We start from the raw sequence: 20,456 nt of genomic DNA, 5'->3' as shown, positions 1-20,456 counted from the left end.
AGCCTACAGCCTACAGCCTACAAATAATCTAAATACTGTCAATAGTATTGAGGTGATTTTATGATCACCAAAAACATTTTCAATGCGGAAAAAATCACCGCTATTTCTCCCCAATTAGCTCAGCTTAAACAACTTTTTCCTCACTGCTTTGACACAAGCGGTCGTTTTTTGTTGGAAAAATTCCAAGCGGAAATTGCATCGCAAACCGAGATCAGCAAAGAATTTTATTCAATGAACTGGTTAGGCAAATCCTATGCGAAATTGTTACGCAATTTGCCGCCTGAAACCTTATTAGCAGAAGATATTGAACATAATAAGCTGCCTGAAAATCAAAATAGCGAAAACTTGCTCATTTGCGGTGATAATTTGGAAGTGTTGAAGCATTTAAAAAATGCTTATCACAGCAGCATAAAAATGATCTATATCGATCCACCCTATAACACAGGTTCGGACGGTTTTGTTTATCAAGATGACCGCAAATTTACCCCTGAACAACTGGCAAATCTTGCCAATATCACGCAAGACGAGGCTGAACGCATTTTGAATTTTACAGACCGTGGCAGCAATTCCCACAGTGCGTGGCTAACCTTTATGTATCCACGGCTTTATATTGCAAGAGAGCTGCTCAAAGAAGATGGCGTGATTTTTATTTCTATTGATGACAACGAAGTGGCACAGTTGAAGTTACTTTGTGATGAAATATTTGGGGAATATAATTTTGTAGCTGAATTAGCGACTGTTATGAATTTAAAAGGAAATAATGATGAATTTGGCTTTGCAGGAACTCATGAATATACTCTTGTTTATATAAAAAATAAAGATAAAGCTATTTTAGGAAATTTGCCAATTGATGAGGAGGATTTAGATGAGTGGGAAGAAGATGAAAAAGGTTTTTATAAACAAGGAGCTAATTTAAAAGCAACAGGTATTAATGCTCCTAGAGAAAAAAGACCTAATTTATTTTTTCCAATAGGTGTTGATAAAAATAATCAGATTTATATTAAAAATAATGGAGAAATATTTGATGATAAGGAGCTGGAGGTTTTATATCCAATAACTAATGGACAAGAAATGTCATGGAGATGGAGTAAAGCTAAATTTAAACAAGATATTAAGGATATTATTGTTTCTAGAAATGGTGATAATATTTCTTTATATAAAAAACAAAGACCATCTATTGGTGACCTCCCCTCTAAAAAGCCAAAAACTATATTTTATAAACCAGAATATAGTAGTGGAACTGGTACTGCACAATTAAAAAATTTATTTACACAAAAATTATTTAATAACCCAAAGCCCATAGAATTGTTAAAAGATTTTGTTTCCATTGGTTCAGATAAAAATTCCTTAATCTTAGATTTCTTTGCTGGTTCTGGCACAACCGCCCACGCGGTAATGCAACGCAATGCGGAAGATAGCGGCAATAGACGTTTTATTATGGTACAGCTGCCTGAAGAAACTGATAAAAAATCGGAAGCCTACAAAGCAGGTTACAAAACCATTTTTGATATTACCAAAGCCCGAATTGAAAAAAGTGCGGTCAAACTCCGCCAAGATTTTCCAAATGCAAGCGGTGATTTAGGGTTTAAAATTTACCGAACCACAGAAAATTTCAATGCCGTTAGCGATGATAAGTTTGATCCAAACCAAGTGGAAATACCGAATGCAACCTGTTTGACTGAAAGCCAAATTCAAACCTTGCTCACCACGTGGTGTATCTATGACGGTGCGAAACTGACCGACCCTGTGCAAGTGGCGGATTTGGGCGGTTATACGGCATATTTGTGTAATAAACGCTTGTATTTACTTGATGAACATTTTAGCAGCCAACATTTGCTTGCCTTTATTCAAAAGCTGGATAACGATACGGCATTTAATCCAAATCGTGTGATTGTGTTTGGCAATCATATGGAAAGTGCAATGCAGCAGGAGTTAAATCAAGCATTGGCAAGTTACAGCAACCGCAAAAATATCAGTTTGAGTTTGATTGTGAGAAATTAAATGAGCGGCTTTAATTACGAAAAAAATCTGGAACATCAAGAACGTGGTATTCAAGCCGTGCTTAGCGTGTTTGATAACGCCTCTTGTCGCTTTTATCAAGCTGATGAAAATCCACAAATTGTGTTTGGGCAGAATCAATACATCGCCAATCTGCAAAAAGTGCAAAATGAAAACGGTATTGACCGCACTTTGTGTTTGGATTCAGACGGCATCAATGTGTTGGATATTGCTATGGAAACAGGTACGGGCAAAACCTACACTTACACCAAAACAATGTTTGATTTGCACCGAATGTTGGGCGTGTTTAAATTTATTGTGGTCGTGCCTACTCTTTCCATTAAGGCAGGTACGCAACAATTTTTGCAAAGCCAATCGCTTGCGGAACATTTTGAACAGGATTTTGGCAACGATTATCAGGGCATTCGTTTAAAAACCTATGTTGTGGAAAGCCATAAAGCAAGTAAAGGCAAGAAAACGTATATTCAGACAGCAATAGATTCCTTTGTAAAAGCAGAAAATCGGCAAGAAATTCACGTTTTGCTGATTAACGCTGGAATGATTAACTCACCATCAATGAGCCATTCAGGTGATGTAGCATTAAAAGATTTATTTGATAACCCTGTGGAGGCAATTGCTGCGGTTCGCCCCTTTGTGATTATTGATGAACCGCATAAATTTCCCACTCGTGAAAGTGCTAAAACGTGGCAAAACATCAAGCGGTTAAATCCGCAATATATTTTGCGATATGGAGCAACGTTTAATAATCAGTATTACAACTTGATTTACCGATTAACTGCAGTGGATGCTTTTAATGAGGGCTTAGTTAAAGGCGTGCGTGTGTTTCAGGAAGAAATGCAAGGCGGAATGGAAGCCAGTATTAAACTGCTCTCATTAGATGGCAAAGAAGCGGTGTTTGAGCTAACTGAAAATGGCAAAAGCAAAAAATTTGCTTTGAGCAAAGGCGATGATTTAGCCCAAATTCATTCGGCAATTTTTGCGCTGAAGATTGACGGAATGAACAAAAATACATTGTTGCTAAGCAATGGTTTGGAGTTGAAACGTAAAGCATTGATTAACCCTTATTCTTACGCTCAAACCGTGCAAGATACGATGATGCAACGTGCGATTGCGGAACATTTCAAGCTGGAAAGAGAATTATTGGTAGAACGTACTACCAAAATTAAACCGCTAACCTTATTTTTTATTGATGATATTAGCGGCTATCGTAGTGGCAATGAGCTTTCAGGCAGTTTGAAAGAAAAGTTTGAAAGTTGGGTAAAAGAAGAAGCACTACGCCGATTAAAAACCGAAACAGATGAATTTTATCGTGATTATTTGCAAAGAACGTTAGCGGATTTATCTTTGGTTCACGGTGGTTATTTTTCCAAAGACAATAGCGAAAGTGATGACAAAATTGAGCAAGAAATCAACGAGATTTTGCACGATAAGCAAATGTTACTGTCGTTAGACAATCCACGCCGTTTTATTTTTTCCAAATGGACATTGCGTGAAGGTTGGGATAATCCGAATGTGTTTCAGATTTGCAAATTGCGTTCCAGTGGCAGCCAAACCTCTAAATTGCAAGAGGTGGGGCGAGGCTTGCGTTTGCCTGTAAATGAGCTCATGGAACGCGTGCGAGAACCACAATATAAGCTCAATTATTTTGTGGATAGCAGCGAAAAAGATTTTGTGGAAGAATTGATTGGTGAAGTGAATAAAACTTCAGTGAGCGAAGATATTCCACAAAAATTTACCGAAGAACTGAAACAGAAAATTTTACAAAAATATCCTGAAATAAAACCGCTTGCATTGCTGATGAAGTTAAATTCAGAGGGCATTATTGATGACGATGAGCAGTTTACTGAAAATGGTTACGCCCGTTTGAAAACGGCTTATCTAAAAGCCTTTGAACAACCTCTGAAAAAAGACAAAATCAGTAAAGCAGGTGAGAGCAAAGACACGATAAAAATGCGTATTGGTAAATATGAGGAACTCAAAGCCTTGTGGGAATTGATTCATCATAAAGCAATTTTGCAATATAAGATCGGTTCAGAAAGTGAGTTTTTGGCATTGTTCACGGCTTATTTGCGTGAAAATATTGCCAAATTTAAACAAACTGGTATCCGCACAGTAGTGAATGAAACTTATATCAATAATAGTGTAATGCTCAAGCGCAGAAAAGAGAGTATTGAAAACAATGATTTTATTCGTTTTAATACGATGAATTATAGAGAATTTCTCATTGAACTTGCCACAAGTGCCAAAATTCAGATGAATACGTTGCATAAAGCGTTTTATGCCTTGCGAGATGAGCTGAATATCAGTGGGTTTATGAATCAGCAGACGATTAATCAAATTCGCAGCGGATTTAATCAATTCTTGCTTAATCACTCATTTAGCAAATTTGAATTGGGTTATCAGGTGGTAAATAATCGTATTCACCCGACTAAATTTACTAATGCAAAAGGTGAAGTTAAGGAAGTAAAACGAGCGGATTTGGGTATATTTAGTGATAATGGAAAAATACCGTCTGAAAATTATCTGTTTGATGAAATTTTCTTTGATTCGGAAATTGAACATCAGAATATTACGGATAGCGATATTGAGAATGTTACCGTATTTACCAAAATACCGAAAAACTCGATCAAAATTCCTGTGGCAGGTGGGGGAACTTATTCGCCCGATTTTGCCTATATTGTGAAAACCAAAACAGGTGAAATCCTAAATTTTGTGATTGAATCTAAAGGCGTACAATATTCGGATTTGCTTCGTAAAGGCGAAGAACGAAAAATTAAACACGCTGAACGGTTATTTTCTAAGATTTCTGATAATGTGAAAGTTGTATTTAAAACACAATTTGAAGGAGATAGAATCATAAATATTATTCAGAATGTAATCAATAATAAATAATATCGTTAAATATAAAAAACCTCTTAGTAAACTAAGAGGTTTTCATTTTACAAGCGGTAATATTTCTTAAAATATTGCCAATTATCCTACCTAAACAAATTTTGCAATAAAGAGGAATGAAACCATGGCAACGGAAAGGGTTAATTTCTATACAATGTCTGTGCAACTACTACATAATATCGCATGATTTTTGACCGCTCTTTGTTTACTCAAACCATCACATTCCGGCGATATATTTCAACATCACACCGGCGGCGATGGCTGAACCAATCACGCCGGCGACATTTGGCCCCATTGCGTGCATTAATAAAAAGTTTTGATGATCCGCTTCCAAGCCGACTTTATTTGACACCCGTGCCGCCATTGGGACAGCAGAGACACCGGCGGAGCCGATAAGCGGATTGATTTTGTTTTTACTGAATTTATTCATCAATTTTGCCATTAAGACACCGCTTGCCGTGCCGATACCAAAGGCAATCACTCCGAGCAATAAAATCCCTAAGGTTTGTGGCTGTAGGAATTTGTCTGCGACCAATTTTGCCCCAACGGATAAACCCAGCACAATGGTCGTGATGTTGATTAAAGCGTTTTGAGCGGTATCACTTAAACGATCTACCACGCCACTTACCCGCATTAGGTTACCAAAACAGAACATTCCCAATAACGGTGCGGCATCCGGCAATAATAAGGCGACCAATAACAGTAAGATAATCGGAAACAGCACTTTTTCGCGATTGCTGACTTGGCGAAGTTGTACCATCCGAATTTTACGTTCTGCTTCTGTGGTTAAGGCTTTCATTATAGGTGGTTGGATAAGTGGTACTAACGCCATATAAGAGTATGCCGCCACGGCAATCGCCCCCAATAATTCCGGTGCAAGTTTGCCGGTGAGGTAAATAGCGGTTGGGCCGTCCGCACCACCGATAATACCGATAGCGGCGGCTTGCGGAAGGGTGAAGGGAATAATGCCGAGCCAGTTTAACGCCAATGCCCCTAGCACGGTGGTGAAAATACCAAATTGTGCCGCCGCACCTAATAATAAGGTTCTTGGGTTCGCAAGAAGCGGGCCGAAATCCGTCATCGCTCCAACGCCCATAAAAATAATAAGGGGGGCAATCCCATAGCCGATAGCAACTTTATAGAAAAGTGCAAGAATTCCCGCACTGTATCCTAAATCGCCGGCAAGGCTTTCCAGTTCGGCAATTTGGGAAGGCAAGGCACTGCTCAGTGCGGTTTTAATCGCCGCAGGATCGGCAACGGCATTTAATTTTGCCGCTACCAAGGCAAGCTGTTGTGTCGTGCCGGAATGGATAAGATTATCCAGTGCCGTCATTGCCATTCCTGCTTCGGGAATATTGGATAACAGTCCGCCAAAGCCGATTGGCAACAACAGGAGGGGTTCAAATTTGCGGGCAATGGCAAGCCAAAGCAGGAGCAGGCTCACCGCAATCATCACGGCTTGCCCCCATTCCAAATGCATAATCCCCATTCCTTTAAATAATGCAATAATACTGTCCATATTGACCGCCTCTGTTTATGCGATAGTCATCAAGGCGTCGCCAACGGAAACGCTATCCCCGGTTTTGACGGAAATGCCCCGCACGGTTCCTGATTGAGAGGCTCGAATTTCCGTTTCCATTTTCATTGCTTCAAGAATGAGTAACACATCCCCTTCTGCGACCGTTTGCCCTTCGGTGGTGACCACTTTCCAAATGTTACCGGACATTGGGGCGGTAACCGGTGTGCCTGCCGCTGAGGTGGTTGTTGGTGCGATTGTAGGTGTTGTGGCAGTGGTTGGCACAATATTGGTCACTTCGCCACCTTCGCTCACTTTCACTACAAAGGCTTTGCCTTCCAATTCAACTGTATAAACCGCAGGTTCGGCGGATTTTGGTGTGGAAAGTGCGGTCGGTTTTTCCGCTGTTTTGTCGGATTTGGTTTCTGCTGTTGGTGCAGGTTCAAAGGCTGCAGGGTTGCCACGATTTTCCAAGAATTTCAAGCCAACTTGTGGGAATAAGGCAACGATTAACACATCGTCAATTTCATTTTCAGCAAGTTTAATGCCTTTTTCTTGCGCCAATTGTTTCACTTCTGCAATCAATTTATCCATTTCCGGTGCGAGGTGATCCGCAGGGCGATCGGTAATCGGTTGTTCGCTTTCCAGTACACGGGCTTGTAATGCACTGTTTACCGGTGCAGGCGTGCGGCCGTATTCCCCTTTTAAAATGCCTGCCGTTTCTTTCGCAATGGTTTTATAGCGTTCGCCCATTAAGACATTAATCACCGATTGTGTTCCCACAATTTGTGAAGTTGGGGTAACAAGTGGGATAAAACCAAGATCTTCACGCACACGCGGAATTTCTTGTAATACCAAATCGAGTTTGTCGGAGGCGTTTTGTTGTTTGAGCTGGCTTTCAAGGTTGGTGAGCATTCCGCCCGGTACTTGTGCCACTAAAATTCGGCTGTCCGAGCCTTTTAATTGCCCTTCAAATTTAGCGTATTTTTTACGCACATCACGGAAATAAGCCGCAATTTTTTCCAGTTTAAGAATATCCAAACCGGTGTCATAGCCGGTGCCTTGCAAGGTGGCGACCATTGCTTCGGTGGCAGGGTGACCATAAGTACCGCTCATTGATGAAATGGAGGTATCAATGCCATCAAGTCCTGCTTCCACGCCTTTTAACAGTGCCATTTCAGCCATACCGGTGGTGGAATGGCAGTGTAAATGCAAGCGGACATCGTAACGTTTTTTGATTTCGCTTACCAATTCATAAGCCGCCATTGGGGTTAAAATGCCCGACATATCTTTGATAACGAGCGAGTCAATGCCGATTTCCAATAATTGTTCGGTGGTATCTAACCAAGTTTCCAGAGTGTGAACAGGGCTAGTGGTATAACTTAATGTGCCTTGTGCGTGACCGCCTTGTTTCCGCACCGCTTTTAAGGCTTGTTGCATATTGCGCGGATCGTTCATCGCATCAAATACACGGAAAACACTCATTCCGTTTGCCACGGCACGTTCCACAAAGCGATCCACCACATCATCGGCATAATGGCGATAGCCTAAAATATTTTGTCCCCGCAAAAGCATTTGTAATGGGGTTTTCGGCATTGCTTTTTTCAATTCACGCAAACGTACCCAAGGGTCTTCGCCTAAAAAACGAATACAGCTGTCAAAGGTTGCACCACCCCAAGCCTCTAACGACCAATACCCGATTTCATCTAGGCTTGCCGCAATCGGCAACATATCGTCAAGACGCATACGGGTTGCAAAAAGTGATTGGTGGGCATCACGCAATACTACATCGGTGACGGCAATTTTTTTAGGTTGAGTAGTCATAAAATACCTCTTTTCTTATGGCTATTTTAAGCCTTGTTGACGGCGGTGATGAGCAATTGCGGCAACGATAACCGGACGCAACCGTTCAATATCATCTTTTGGGGGGAAAGCATTCCGAGTGGCAGGCGGTGGAGCGACCGGCTCGGGGAAATAACGATTAATCAGTTTTGATGAAAAAACCACCGCATAAATAAGTAGGAACAGAAATAAAAGCACAAAGCCCATTCCTGCAAACATTAAATTAATGCCTTCAAGCATTAGTTCGGAACCTGTCATCACTACCTCCATATTGAAAACATTACTACCTATATTAGGTAATTTTTCGATAAAAAACTTTGAAGTCCGTCACAAAATAAGGAAAGTGCGGTTAAAAATGCGTGCGTTTTGCGGGCTGATATGAGGTGACAAAATCAATGCTTTTTAGCAGGCAATTCAATCTTTACTAACAAACCTTGTTCAAAGTGCAGGCTGTCGTGTAGGCTGAGTGTGCCGCCATAATTTTTCACAATTTCTGCCGCAATTGCCAAGCCTAATCCCGAGCCTTGTTGTTTTGTCCCGAGAATACGATAGAAGGGATCAAGCACGCGTTGGCGTTCTTCCTGTGGAATGCCGTTACCGTTATCTTCTACTTGAATGATGAGGGTATTTGCCTTTTGTTGTACGTTCAAATCAATTTGGCTGCCTTGGGGCGTGTAGCGAATGGCGTTATCCACCAAGGTTTTCACCAGTAAATAAAAATCGGTTTCTAAACCGTGGAAATATACAGCCTGTTCATTAATAACGCCTAAATCTTGATTTTTATTTAATGCTAATGGTAGGAGATCTTCAATCACACGGCGAAAAACCGTTTGTATATTGAAGGTGGTGTAATTCTCGAGGGAGTTATTTTGAAGACGGGCAAGGGAAAGCAGTTGTTCTAATAAATGACGACTGCGTTGAATGCTTTGTTGGATTTGGTGAAGTTGTCCTTTGGCTTCATTGGATAAATCTTGGTTTGCCAGTTGTTCCACTTGTAAGGAAAGTGCGGTCATTGGGCTGCGTAATTCGTGTGAAGCATCGGCTATAAAACGTTTTTGCTGTTGAATAAAGTGATTTGTTCGCGCTAATAATCGATTAATTTCCAGTACAAAACCACGAATTTCAGCGGGGATTTTATGAAGAGGCAGCGGGGTGAGATTTTGCTCGTGGCGTTGTTCCACTTTGCGGGAAAGGCGATTAACCGGTGCCATTGCCGCACGCACGATTAGGATGGTAAACAAAATCACTAAAGGCAACAGCACGAATAAGGGCAGTACGCTATGCCAAGCACTGCGGATCGCCAAGGCTTCACGATAATCGTTTTCCTGCGTGATGATAATTTTACCTTGTGGCGTATTACGAACGTAAGTGCGGTATAAATTATCTGCATTTTTGACGTTATACCATAGACGGGTTTCTTTTTTCGGATTCACTTTTTTATATTTTTTACCGTCTTTGCGAAGGGTGTGAAAGCCGTCTTCCATCTGTTGCGGAAAGTCGGGCGGATGTTTGTCGCCCCGCTTAGGATGATGTTCAAAATGCATATGAACACGGGCGTTATTATGTGGTAGCTGAAGGGCGGTTGGGTTTTCGGGCGAGTGAATAAAACTTGAAATTTGTACCAACATATCATCTTGCAGTTTATAACTTTCCCGATAGGTATCGTAAAAGGATACGCCACCGGCGATGCCTGCCACAATGGTAAATAAGGCAGTGAAGGCGAGAATCAGTTTAAGTTGAAGGGAATTTTTCATTGTCTTTTTAGGCATAATTCATTGGAAATTGACCGCACTCTGGGCTTCATTTTAAGGAACACATATTAATTTTTTGCCACCAACCAGCCAACGCCACGCACGTTCTTAATATGTTCCTTACCTATTTTTTTACGCAAACTATGGATAAGAAAATCAATGGCATTGCTTTCCACCTCTTCTCCCCAAGCATAAATTTTATCTTCTAAATCGGCACGTGAATGGATAATGCCGGGGCGGGTCATTAAGGCTTGTAAAATGGCGAATTCTTTGTTACTCAGTTCAATAGGCGTGGTTTCATCGGCAAAGCTGACTTGGTAATTGGTCGGATTTAGGGTTATCACGCCATTGCTTAGTAAAGGCGAGCTTTGCCCACCTTGGCGGCGTAATACGGCACGTATTCGAGCCAATAATTCAGACAAATCAAAAGGTTTGATGATGTAATCGTCTGCACCGCCGTCTAGCCCTGCAACACGACTCTCCACATCATCCCGTGCGGTAACAATGAGTATCGGGGTGTGATTTCCCCTTTGGCGTAAATGCTGAAGAAGTTGTAAACCGTCTTGTCCCGGCAGCCCTAAATCCAGCAGTACCAAATCATATCGCTGACTTTGCAGGGCGTGTTCTGCAGTGTTGCCGTTATTGACCCAATCCACCGCATAACAGGCTGCTTTCAAGCCGTTTGAAAGGGCAGTAGCGATCATTTGGTCGTCTTCAACTAATAAAATTCGCATAGGTTCTCATTAAAGAAATATCAATAAAATAACCGCACTTTAGGCGTTGGGCTGATCTCAAAAGTGCGGTCGATTTTATCATTAAATCCGATGACTAACGAACGTTATCCGACTGAGAGGGATTATCCTGTTTGTGATGATGTTCGCTATTCTCGTGTTGGTGCCAACCTTGCCCGTGCTGCATTTGATGAGAAGGTTTGTGATGTTTTTCGTCTTGTTTATGATGATTTTTGCCGTGATGTTTATGATGGCTGTCTTTTCCCTTCTTCGGCATATCTATAATTTGTCCATTTTCGGCATCTACCGCCACAACAAATTTTTGACCGCTTGCGAGGGTTTCAATTTCATAAAAGGTTTTATCTTTGTGAGAATGAAAAACCGCTTCAATGACTTTTCCGCCGGTTTTCGTTGTCGCAATATCCATTGCCTGCGTGAACGTGGTTTTCGGTTCGGCTTTCTCAGATTGCACTTTCACCTTTTTCGGCGTTTTACTTTCCACACCTAAAATTTCACCGTTGTTTGCATCCACATCAACCTGATGTTTTTGCCCGTTAGCAAAGATTTCGACTTGGAAATAATCCTTACCATATTTGGTGTGATGAAATTCAATTTCTTTCACTTTTGCCTCTGCACCCACTTTGTTTTGTGCGCTCGAAAGTGCTTGTTGTGCGGAAACCTGCGCTTTTTCAAAGGCTTCTTGTGCTTGTGGTGATAAGGCTTGCGCCACGCCCACCGCACTCAATAGCATTGCACCCACAAATAAAGAATTTACCCGTTTTTTCATTTTTTTCTCCTTAACTTAAAGAAAGTGGTGATTCAATTTGCTTAGGGTTACGCCCTAAGATGATGGGCATTTTAAACGGGAAAAATTAGCGAAAAATTAGGGGAGAAGAAAGATATTACGCTAAATAAAAACAAAGGCGTTTATTAAACCGACTTCGTTTTTGTCTATTTATCTCAAGTTATTGTCAAAAAATCTCATTCCTGCTAGGGGCTTAGTGACAAAATAAAATGGATAAGAAATAATCGCTCCGCCTCTTTGAGAGGATTATTCTTTTGTTATTTTTTATTAAGAGATCTTAGTTATGTTTACAGCATTTGTTGATTTTGTTGCCAAAATCGTTGCGCCAATGCAACGTCAATTTATTAATTTTATTCGTATTGCGATTTTCATCGTAATGGCGTGGATTGGCGGTTTAAAAGTGGTGCAATATGAAGCGGACGGTATCGCCCATTTTGTCTCCAACAGCCCATTTATGAGTTTTTTGTATGAAAAAGGCCCAAATTTAGTGGAAAACGACAAAGGGGAATTAGTGATGGAATACACCCTACACAAAAATCCCGAAGGAAAAATGGTGGCGAAAAATATTGAATGGCATAAGGCTAATGGTACTTACACCGCTTCTTATATTATCGGTGCGATTATTGTGACGATTGGTGTGTTGGTGTTACTGGGAATCTGGAACCCAACACTCGGTTTGGCGGGCGGTTTGCTCACCTTTGGAATGTCCATTGTCACGCTTTCTTTCCTGATTACCACGCCGGAGGCTTGGGTGCCTAATCTGGGTGGTGATATGCCAAGTCCAAATGTGGGATTCCCTTATTTGTCGGGTGTCGGGCGTTTAGTGATTAAAGACATTATTATGATGGCAGGCGGTTTAACGGCAGCAGCTGAATGTGCCGGTCGTTATTTGGCGGCGAGAAAAATTGCGGAATAGACTAACAGAGGGGGCAGTATTGCTCCCTTTTTATTTTATAGATTAATATTAATTTATGGTGGTTTTAGATGAATTGGCGGAAGGTCATGGGAGTCGAACCCACCCGGGAACGCTGGCGTCCCCAACAGGATTTGAAGTCCTGCCACCTCACCGGAGATGACGACCTTCCGTGGTTGAAATCGGCGTTACTTTAGCGTAAATTAGCCGCCGATTCAACGTTATTTAAAACAGATTCTAAAATGACCGCACTTTTCCAACAATTACCTTCCGTTGATAAATTACTCAAAACCCCACAAGGCGAACAACTTGTCATCGAATTTGGGCATTCTGCCGTGGTCGAAATTTGTCGCCATTTATTAACGCAGGCACGCCAATTTATTCAAAAAAACAATCAACTTCCTGAATATTTCACGAATTTTGACCGCACTTTTGCCGAACTTCAACATCGTTTACATTCACAAAATCGCGTGAAAATTAAAGCGGTGCATAATCTTACCGGCACTATATTACATACTAATTTGGGGCGTGCTTTATGGGCGGAAGAAGCCCAAAACGCCGCCTTGGCGGCAATGAGGGAAAATGTTGCGCTGGAATATGATTTGGATGAAGGAAAGCGGAGTCATCGCGATAATTATATTAGTGAACTGTTATGCCGTTTAACCGGTGCGGAAGCGGCTTGTGTAGTGAATAATAATGCGGCGGCGGTGTTACTGATGTTGGCAACCTTTGCGCAAGGTAAAGAAGTGGTGATTTCACGCGGTGAATTAATTGAGATTGGCGGAGCGTTCCGTATTCCGGATATTATGATACAAGCCGGTTGTCATTTGGTGGAGGTTGGCATGACCAATCGCACCCATTTGGCAGATTATCGCAACGCGATCAATGAAAATACCGCCTTTTTAATGAAAGTTCACAGCAGTAACTATCAAATTTGCGGTTTTACTTCGTCAGTTTCGGAGTCTGCATTGGTAGAACTTGGGCGTGAAATGAATATTCCCGTGGTGACGGATCTTGGCAGTGGTGCATTGGTGGATTTAAGTCAATATGGTTTGCCGAAAGAACCCACCGTGCAGGAAAAAATCGCAGAGGGGGTGGATTTGGTCTCTTTTTCCGGCGATAAATTGCTTGGTGGTGTACAGGCAGGCATTATTGTAGGGAAAAAAGAATGGATTGCCCGTTTGCAGGCACATCCGCTGAAACGTGTTCTGCGTTGTGATAAAGCCATTCTTGCAGGGTTGGAAGCCACATTACGCCTTTATTTGAATCCTGAAAAATTGGCAGAACGCTTACCAACGTTACATTTGCTCACGCAATCCCTCGAGCAACTCGAGGAAAAGGCAGTGCGACTTAAAGTGCGGTTAGAAATACGATTACATTCACAGTTTGATCTTCAAATTGAAAACAGTTCTGCGCAGATTGGCAGTGGTTCGCAGCCAATGGCACGGATTCCTTCTGTTGCCGTAACCCTTTCCGAAAAAAGCGAGGAAAAATTGACCGCACTTTCCAATCGTTTGAAATCCCTTTCCCGACCGATTATCGGGCGAATGGATGGGGGCAAATTATGGCTGGATTTACGCAGCCTTGCGGATATTGAAACCTTATTACAAACAGTGGACGAACTATGATTATTGTCACTTCAGGACACGTTGATCACGGAAAAACCGCGTTATTAAAAGCCTTAACCGGCACAAATACCGCCCATTTACCGGAAGAAAAAAAACGCGGAATGACCATTGATCTTGGCTATGCTTATCTTCCTCTTGCCGATAAGGATAGCACCAAAACCCTTGGTTTTATTGATGTACCGGGACACGAAAAATTCTTATCGAATATGTTGGCAGGCTTAGGGGGCGTGCATTACGCTATGTTGATTGTGGCGGCGGATGAAGGCATTGCCACGCAAACCAAAGAACATTTGGCTATTTTACGTCAGCTCCAATTTAATGAAATTATTGTGGTGATAACTAAGGCAGATCGTGCAAGTTCGACACAAATCGACACCTTAATTCAACAAATCAAGCAAGATTACGGATTTTTAACCAACGCAAAATATTTTATCACCTCTGCGGAAAACGGAGAGGGCATTGAGGCATTACGCCATTATTTACAACAATTACCCGAGCTTTCCGAAACTCAAAAACCGTTTCGTTATGCCATTGACCGTGTATTTCGTGTGAAAGGTGCTGGGACGGTGGTTACCGGTACAGCATTTGCAGGCAGCGTGAAAATAGATGATGAGCTTTACCTTTCCACAGGACAAAAAGTGCGGGTAAAAGCCATTCACGCTCAAAATACCCCAAGTGAACAAGGTTTGGCAGGACAGCGTTTGGCGTTGAATTTGAATGTTGATTTAGATCGCACGCCAATCACAAGAGGCGATTGGCTCTTGCAAGATCCGCCACCCGTGCCGACCGACCGCATTAGCGTGCAGATTTTGGCGGAGACTGCGTTAAACGAAAGTCAACCGGTGCATATTTACCACGCCGCCGCTCGCACAACGGGTAAACTCACGTTGTTACAAGGCAAAAATGCCATACCAAATGACCTTACTTTTGCAGAGATTATCTTGGATTCGCCGTTATTTTTAACCTTTGGTGATCAACTCATTTTGCGTAGTGGTGATGCAAAAACCTTGATTGCAGGGGCGAGGGTATTGGAAATTGATTCGCCAAAACGCCATAAACGCACGGAAGTGCGGTTAAATTTCTTGGCAAATTTAGCCGAAACGGAAAGTGCCGCACAGCGTATCGGGCTTATGTTGCAACAAAATGCGATTTCCGCTCAAAAATTAATGTGGACAGAGCAATTAACAACCGAGCAATTAGCGGAAGCATTGGCACAATGCGGGGCGGTACGTTACCAAGATTGGTGTTTTAATCAGGATTATGTGCAGCAAAAAACGCAGCAAATTTTGACCGCACTTGAGACTTATCACACCCAACACAATGATCAACTGGGTGTTAGCAAAGCCCGTTTACACCGAATGGCGGCACTTAATCAGCCGGAAAATTTGATCTATCACCTCATTGATGAAATGTTGGAAGAGGGCAAATTACAGCAAACCCGCGGTTGGTTGCATTTGCCGGAACACAAAATTCAATTTACGCAGGCGGAGCAGAGCCATTGGGCGGATATGTTGGCGGCGTTTGAACAGGCGCAGGGGCAAGCCATTTGGGTGCGTGATATGGCAAATACTTTGGCAATGGACGAAAGTGCAATGCGAAATTTAATGTACAAAGCCGGAAAATTGGGTTACCTCACGCCCATTGTGAAAGATCGCTTTTTCTTAACGGAAAACATTTATGCCTATGCCCGTTTGATTAAACAAATTGCCGAAGAAAAAGGCAGGATTTCAGTCAATGAAGTACGTGACCGTTTGAATTTGGGGCGTAAGCTCACTGTGCAATTAATGGAATATTTTGACCGCACCGGTTTTCTACGCCGCAAAGGGAACGATCACCTTTTACGGGATAAAAATGTATTTGATTTATAAGGGGAGATGATGAAAAAAACGTTAATTTCAGCGGTAATTTTGACCGCACTTTTCACTGCAGGCTGCCAAGATAAAGAGACACAAGCAGAAATTGAATGGCTTAACCAAAGGGTGGCGCAACTTACGGAAGAAAATAAACAATTACAACTGGATTTGCTCGCCAATAATCTATTGTCAAAGGAGAGGCTACCGGCAATCTTTACAGAAGAAGATGTGGTGTTCAAAAAAGCCGAAACCATTAAATACCCGCCTTCAAAAGAAGACTATGTGCTGGAAGAAGGACGCATTGAATATGCGATTTCTACCTTAAAAACAAATATTGATTGGTTAAATACATTATTGTGGCAAGAATTAACCCGTAAAGCGGAGAATGTTCCAACCCGAGAGCAGCTTATCGCCGGCTATCAGCAGGATTTTGAACAAACCCGAAAAGAAATGTTAAAAGAGCCAAGTATTGGTTTTAATCTTCATCGTTGGGTAGGTTTTCTAGGGCAGAAAGAAAAATTAGCAACCTTTTTTGTCGGCTTTTATGATTATACCGGTGGCGCGCACGGTATCGGCGGAAACCATTATTTCACGATTGATTTAACCACACATAAAATTTTAAAACTCAGCGATCTTTTTGATGAACAAACTTTACCGAAATTGAAAGCCTTATTATGGGAACGTTACACCGAATACGGTAATGTAAAAGAAGATGAAGTGTTTACCTCAAAAGATAATTTTAATGTCTCTGAAAATATTTATTTAGATAGCGAAGGCGTGCATTTCATTTATGGCGTTTATGAAATTCAGCCCTATGCCGCCGGCGAACAAGATTTAACCCTTGAGTGGTGGCGATTAATGGAGCTGCTCAAACCGGATTTTAAACAGCAAAACTATGTAAAACTGAGAGAAGAGATTGTGGATTAATGGGGACAATAAAATGCGGTCGAATTTACAGACCGCATTTTTTTACTTCCCTTTCTTCACCCAGTATTTGAAAGGGGGCGTTGTGGTTTCACCTTGTAGCAAAGTGTGATCCATAAATTGGCAGAAACTGGGAATATCACGTGTGGTGGCGGGATCATCCGCGATAATGAATAACACGTCACCATCATTTAAATGACGCATATTTTTACGCACTAACATCACCGGTTCCGGGCAACGTAAGCCTAAGGTGTCAAGGGTTTGAGTAACCGGAATTTCTCTCATCTTCTTTTTCCTTCAAAAAAATAACGCGGTATCATATCGCACTTGCGGCAAAATTTCGACAAATCCCCGCTATCGGTGATAGACTATCGCCCTTGAAACTATCTAAAAGTGAAACTACCCGAAAGAGACGATGGCGGAATATCTCATTCCTAAAAGTGCGGTCATTTTTGAAGAAGAAATTAAGAAAAGCCGCTTTATCACTTATTTGCAACATACGGAAGGCTTGGAACAGGCAAAAGCCTTTTGGAACCGGATTAAACAGGATCACCCAAATGCCCGTCATCATTGCTGGGCGACGGTGGCAGGTAAGCCTATGGATTCCCAACAGCTTGGATTTTCAGACGATGGCGAACCGGCGGGAACAGCAGGTAAGCCGATGTTAAATGCACTTCAGGGTAGCCATATCGGGGAAATCAGTGCCGTGGTGGTGCGTTATTATGGCGGCATTTTATTGGGAACAGGCGGTTTAGTGCGGGCTTATGGTAATGGTGTTCAGCAAGCCTTGAAATTGTTGGAAACCGAAACCAAAGTAGAACGCACGCTTTTTCGTTTAGATTGCGATTATGGGCAGTTAAGCCTTGTACAACTTCTTTGTGAAAAATATCAAATCGAAATAATGGAACAGGATTTTCAGGTGCAAATTCATTTAATTTTAGGTATTAGTGAAAAAATGGTTCAGCCTTTTGCCGCAGAATTATTAGAAAAATCGGCAGGAAGATTGGCGATTGAACCGCTAGAAGCAGGTGAATAGTTGTGCATATTTTATCTATCGTCCGAATTATCGGCATTCTTGTGATGTGCTTTTCCGGCACAATGCTCATCCCTGCTTTTATTGCATTAATTTACGGTGATGGCGGCGGAAAAGCCTTTATGCAGGCGTTTGTGCTGAGTTTAGCGGTTGGTGTGTTGTTGTGGTGGCCTTGTCATCACCACAAACAGGAATTGCGTTCACGCGAAGGGTTTTTAATTGTTGTCGCCTTTTGGTTTGTACTTGGGGGATTGGCAACACTACCGTTCTTATTATTTGACGCACTACATTTAACCCTTGCTTCTGCCGTATTTGAGGCATTTTCCGGCTTAACCACAACAGGGGCAACGGTAATGACCGGCTTGGACTCCTTGCCGAAAGCCATTTTATTTTATCGTCAATTTTTACAATGGCTTGGTGGAATGGGGATCATTGTGTTGGCAATTGCAATCATTCCTTTATTGGGGATTGGCGGAATGCAATTATATCGGGCAGAAATGTCCGGCCCGATGAAAGAGCAGAAAATTCGACCGCGGATAACGGAAACTGCCAAGATATTGTGGATCATTTATCTCTCACTCACCATTTTTTGTGCCTTGGCATATTGGCTGGCGGGAATGGATCCTTTTGATGCACTGACACATAGTTTTTCTACCGTATCAATTGGTGGCTTTTCAACGCACGATGCTAGTATAGGTTATTTTAATAGCCCGCTTATCAATGGAATTACTGTTCTGTTTTTATTGATTTCGGCTTGTAACTTTGGGCTACATTTCCGTGCTTTTTCCACCCTAGGACAGGAAAATTTTTTCAAGATTTATCTGAGTGATCCGGAATTTCGTTTTTTTATCAGCATCCAAGTGATTTTAGTGGCGGTTTGTACGCTTGTGATGTGGTGGCACAGTTATTTTTCCTCCTCTTGGCAGGGTTTTGAGCAGGTATTGTTTCAAACAATTTCTATTTCAACCACAACGGGTTACACCACTTCCGATTTCAGTTCTTGGCCGTCTTTTGTACCGGTGTTACTCATCCTTGCCTCTTTTATGGGGGGGTGTGCCGGCTCGGTCGGCGGTGGTTTGCGTGTCGCACGTGTATTTGTTTTATATTTGCAGGGTAAACGTGAGCTTAAACGGGTGGTTCATCCAAATTTAATTTACCCGATCAAGTGGGGAAAGAATGTGTTGGACGAACGTATTATTGGGAGTATTTGGGCATTTTTTTCCGCTTATCTTTTAGTTTTTTTTATCTGTTTGCTTGGCGTGATCGCCTGTGGTGTGGAGCCTTTTAATGCCTTTAATGCTGTGTTGGCAAGTTTGAATAATTTAGGGGTAGGATTAGGAGCGGTTAGCAGTAATATGATCGCAATTCCTGACAGTGCAAAATGGATTTTATCTATTGCGATGGTTTGTGGTCGTTTAGAAATTTTTACACTTTTAGCCTTATTTACCCCCGCATTTTGGAAAGCATAATGAAAACATTAATTCTCTATTCAAGCCACGATGGGCAAACAAAAAAAATATCGGAATTTTTGACCGCACTTTTGGAAGGGGATATTACCGTGGCGGCATTAAAAGAAGATTATGAGATTGAGGGCTTTGATCGCGTGATTATTGGGGCTTCAATCCGCTATGGGCATTTCAACAAAATGGTCTACCGTTTTGTTACCCGTCATCGCTTTCATTTAGAGCAGAAAAGTGCGGTATTTTTTGGCGTTAATTTAACGGCACGCAAAGCAGGCAAAGACAGCCCTGAAACGAATGTTTATGTACGCAAATTTTTACAACGTACAAAATGGCAGCCTAAATTAGCAGCCGTATTTGCCGGTGCTTTATTTTACCCACGATATAAATGGTTTGATCGGGTAATGATCCAATTTATTATGAAGATCACCAGTGGCGAGACAGACGCAAGCAAAGAAATTGAATACACGGATTGGGATAAAGTTGCACAGTTTGCACAGCAAATTAATGAGCTGAATAAATAAGCAAAAATTCATTGTATTTTGAACGTTTTGTATAAAGTTCCTTCAAAAGATCAAAAAATTAAATTTTTTTACAAAAAAGCCTTGCAAGGCTTTAATTTTTGCCTATAATACGCCGCACACAACGACGCACTGTTGTGGAAACTTAGAAACTAACAGTGCGTCGTTGTTTTTTGCTCTTTAACAATGTATCAGACAATCTGTGTGGGCACTTGTTGATTGACTTATTTAAAACAATTTTTAATTTTGAAGTCTTAATAGGTGCTTAACTTGAAATTCATCTACTTAACTTTGGTTAAGTAGTAAAAACTTTAGCTAAGCAGATATTGAGCGATTGAACTTGAATTGAAGAGTTTGATCATGGCTCAGATTGAACGCTGGCGGCAGGCTTAACACATGCAAGTCGAACGGTAACAGGAGAAAGCTTGCTTTCTTGCTGACGAGTGGCGGACGGGTGAGTAATGCTTGGGAATCTGGCTTATGGAGGGGGATAACTGCGGGAAACTGCAGCTAATACCGCGTAATATCGAAAGATTAAAGGGGGCTTTGTAGCTCTTGCCATAGGATG

16 protein-coding genes, 1 tRNA gene and 1 rRNA gene are annotated in these 20,456 nt (G+C 41.7%); 10 read left to right on the top strand and 8 right to left on the bottom strand.

Features of this window, described 5'->3' with window-relative positions; genetic code table 11:
- Positions 1-60: 60 nt before the first annotated feature.
- Together BKL49_RS11295 and BKL49_RS11290 are read left to right on the top strand one after the other, a co-directional pair.
- On the top strand, positions 61-2,001 hold the full coding sequence (locus tag BKL49_RS11295; RefSeq protein ID WP_077425521.1) for a site-specific DNA-methyltransferase: 1,941 nt from the start codon (positions 61-63) through the stop codon (positions 1,999-2,001).
- Positions 2,002-4,911: a type III restriction-modification system endonuclease gene (locus BKL49_RS11290; protein WP_077425519.1), complete on the top strand. Its 2,910-nt coding sequence runs from the start codon at positions 2,002-2,004 to the stop codon at positions 4,909-4,911.
- Between the two features lie 217 nt (positions 4,912-5,128).
- Here the strand turns inward: BKL49_RS11290 and BKL49_RS11285 are convergent, their stop codons facing one another.
- The 6 genes from BKL49_RS11285 to BKL49_RS11260 all read right to left on the bottom strand — a co-directional run bounded on the left by BKL49_RS11285 (position 5,129) and on the right by BKL49_RS11260 (position 11,538).
- Complete coding sequence (locus BKL49_RS11285; RefSeq protein ID WP_077425517.1) at positions 5,129-6,430, bottom strand: sodium ion-translocating decarboxylase subunit beta; 1,302 nt, start codon at positions 6,428-6,430, stop codon at positions 5,129-5,131.
- A 15-nt stretch (positions 6,431-6,445) separates the two neighbouring features.
- Positions 6,446-8,251 (bottom strand): sodium-extruding oxaloacetate decarboxylase subunit alpha, encoded by a 1,806-nt coding sequence (gene oadA / locus BKL49_RS11280; RefSeq protein ID WP_077425515.1) that lies wholly within the window; start codon positions 8,249-8,251, stop codon positions 6,446-6,448.
- Positions 8,252-8,272: 21 nt separating this feature from the next.
- Complete coding sequence (locus BKL49_RS11275) at positions 8,273-8,527, bottom strand: oxaloacetate decarboxylase subunit gamma (RefSeq protein ID WP_077425513.1); 255 nt, start codon at positions 8,525-8,527, stop codon at positions 8,273-8,275.
- A 134-nt stretch (positions 8,528-8,661) separates the two neighbouring features.
- Positions 8,662-10,023 (bottom strand): sensor histidine kinase, encoded by a 1,362-nt coding sequence (locus BKL49_RS11270; RefSeq protein WP_077425511.1) that lies wholly within the window; start codon positions 10,021-10,023, stop codon positions 8,662-8,664.
- 65 nt (positions 10,024-10,088) lie between these two features.
- Complete coding sequence (locus tag BKL49_RS11265; protein ID WP_077425508.1) at positions 10,089-10,754, bottom strand: response regulator; 666 nt, start codon at positions 10,752-10,754, stop codon at positions 10,089-10,091.
- A gap of 94 nt (positions 10,755-10,848) precedes the next feature.
- Complete coding sequence (locus tag BKL49_RS11260) at positions 10,849-11,538, bottom strand: PepSY domain-containing protein (RefSeq protein WP_077425505.1); 690 nt, start codon at positions 11,536-11,538, stop codon at positions 10,849-10,851.
- A gap of 301 nt (positions 11,539-11,839) precedes the next feature.
- On the opposite strand from BKL49_RS11260, the gene BKL49_RS11255 reads away from it, so the two are divergent.
- On the top strand, positions 11,840-12,472 hold the full coding sequence (locus tag BKL49_RS11255) for a DUF417 family protein (protein ID WP_077425503.1): 633 nt from the start codon (positions 11,840-11,842) through the stop codon (positions 12,470-12,472).
- 74 nt (positions 12,473-12,546) lie between these two features.
- Here the strand turns inward: BKL49_RS11255 and BKL49_RS11250 are convergent.
- Positions 12,547-12,641, bottom strand: a tRNA-Sec gene (locus BKL49_RS11250).
- A gap of 70 nt (positions 12,642-12,711) precedes the next feature.
- Here BKL49_RS11250 and selA point away from each other — a divergent pair.
- From selA to BKL49_RS11235, 3 genes are read left to right on the top strand one after another with little or no spacing between them, the layout of a single operon-like run.
- On the top strand, positions 12,712-14,097 hold the full coding sequence (gene selA, locus BKL49_RS11245) for an L-seryl-tRNA(Sec) selenium transferase (protein WP_077425500.1): 1,386 nt from the start codon (positions 12,712-12,714) through the stop codon (positions 14,095-14,097).
- Positions 14,094-15,965: a selenocysteine-specific translation elongation factor gene (gene selB, locus BKL49_RS11240; protein ID WP_077425498.1), complete on the top strand. Its 1,872-nt coding sequence runs from the start codon at positions 14,094-14,096 to the stop codon at positions 15,963-15,965. The genes selA and selB overlap by 4 nt, the downstream gene beginning before the upstream one ends.
- A 9-nt stretch (positions 15,966-15,974) precedes the next feature.
- The gene (locus BKL49_RS11235; RefSeq protein WP_077425496.1) at positions 15,975-16,877 is read left to right on the top strand and encodes an RsiV family protein; all 903 of its coding nucleotides are present in this window, start codon (positions 15,975-15,977) and stop codon (positions 16,875-16,877) included.
- Positions 16,878-16,919: 42 nt separating this feature from the next.
- Here the strand turns inward: BKL49_RS11235 and tusA are convergent, their stop codons facing one another.
- Positions 16,920-17,159 (bottom strand): sulfurtransferase TusA, encoded by a 240-nt coding sequence (tusA, locus tag BKL49_RS11230; protein WP_077425493.1) that lies wholly within the window; start codon positions 17,157-17,159, stop codon positions 16,920-16,922.
- 130 nt (positions 17,160-17,289) lie between these two features.
- Here tusA and BKL49_RS11225 point away from each other — a divergent pair, with 130 nt between their 5' ends.
- The 4 genes from BKL49_RS11225 to BKL49_RS11210 form a co-directional block, all read left to right on the top strand.
- Positions 17,290-17,910 (top strand): YigZ family protein, encoded by a 621-nt coding sequence (locus BKL49_RS11225; protein WP_077425491.1) that lies wholly within the window; start codon positions 17,290-17,292, stop codon positions 17,908-17,910.
- Between the two features lie 2 nt (positions 17,911-17,912).
- Complete coding sequence (locus tag BKL49_RS11220; RefSeq protein ID WP_143530847.1) at positions 17,913-19,376, top strand: TrkH family potassium uptake protein; 1,464 nt, start codon at positions 17,913-17,915, stop codon at positions 19,374-19,376.
- A complete protein-coding gene (hemG, locus tag BKL49_RS11215) occupies positions 19,376-19,891 on the top strand; it encodes a menaquinone-dependent protoporphyrinogen IX dehydrogenase (protein ID WP_077425488.1) in 516 nt (171 codons plus the stop codon). Before BKL49_RS11220 ends, hemG begins: the two co-directional genes overlap by 1 nt.
- Positions 19,892-20,230: 339 nt before the next feature.
- Positions 20,231-20,456 (top strand): 16S ribosomal RNA (locus BKL49_RS11210); the annotation flags it as partial.

Source organism: Rodentibacter myodis, from assembly GCF_001999305.1.
Classification (GTDB): Bacteria; Pseudomonadota; Gammaproteobacteria; order Enterobacterales; family Pasteurellaceae; genus Rodentibacter; species Rodentibacter myodis.
The sequence above is the reverse complement of the archived record's forward strand: the minus strand, read 5'-3'. Positions and strand labels throughout refer to the sequence as shown.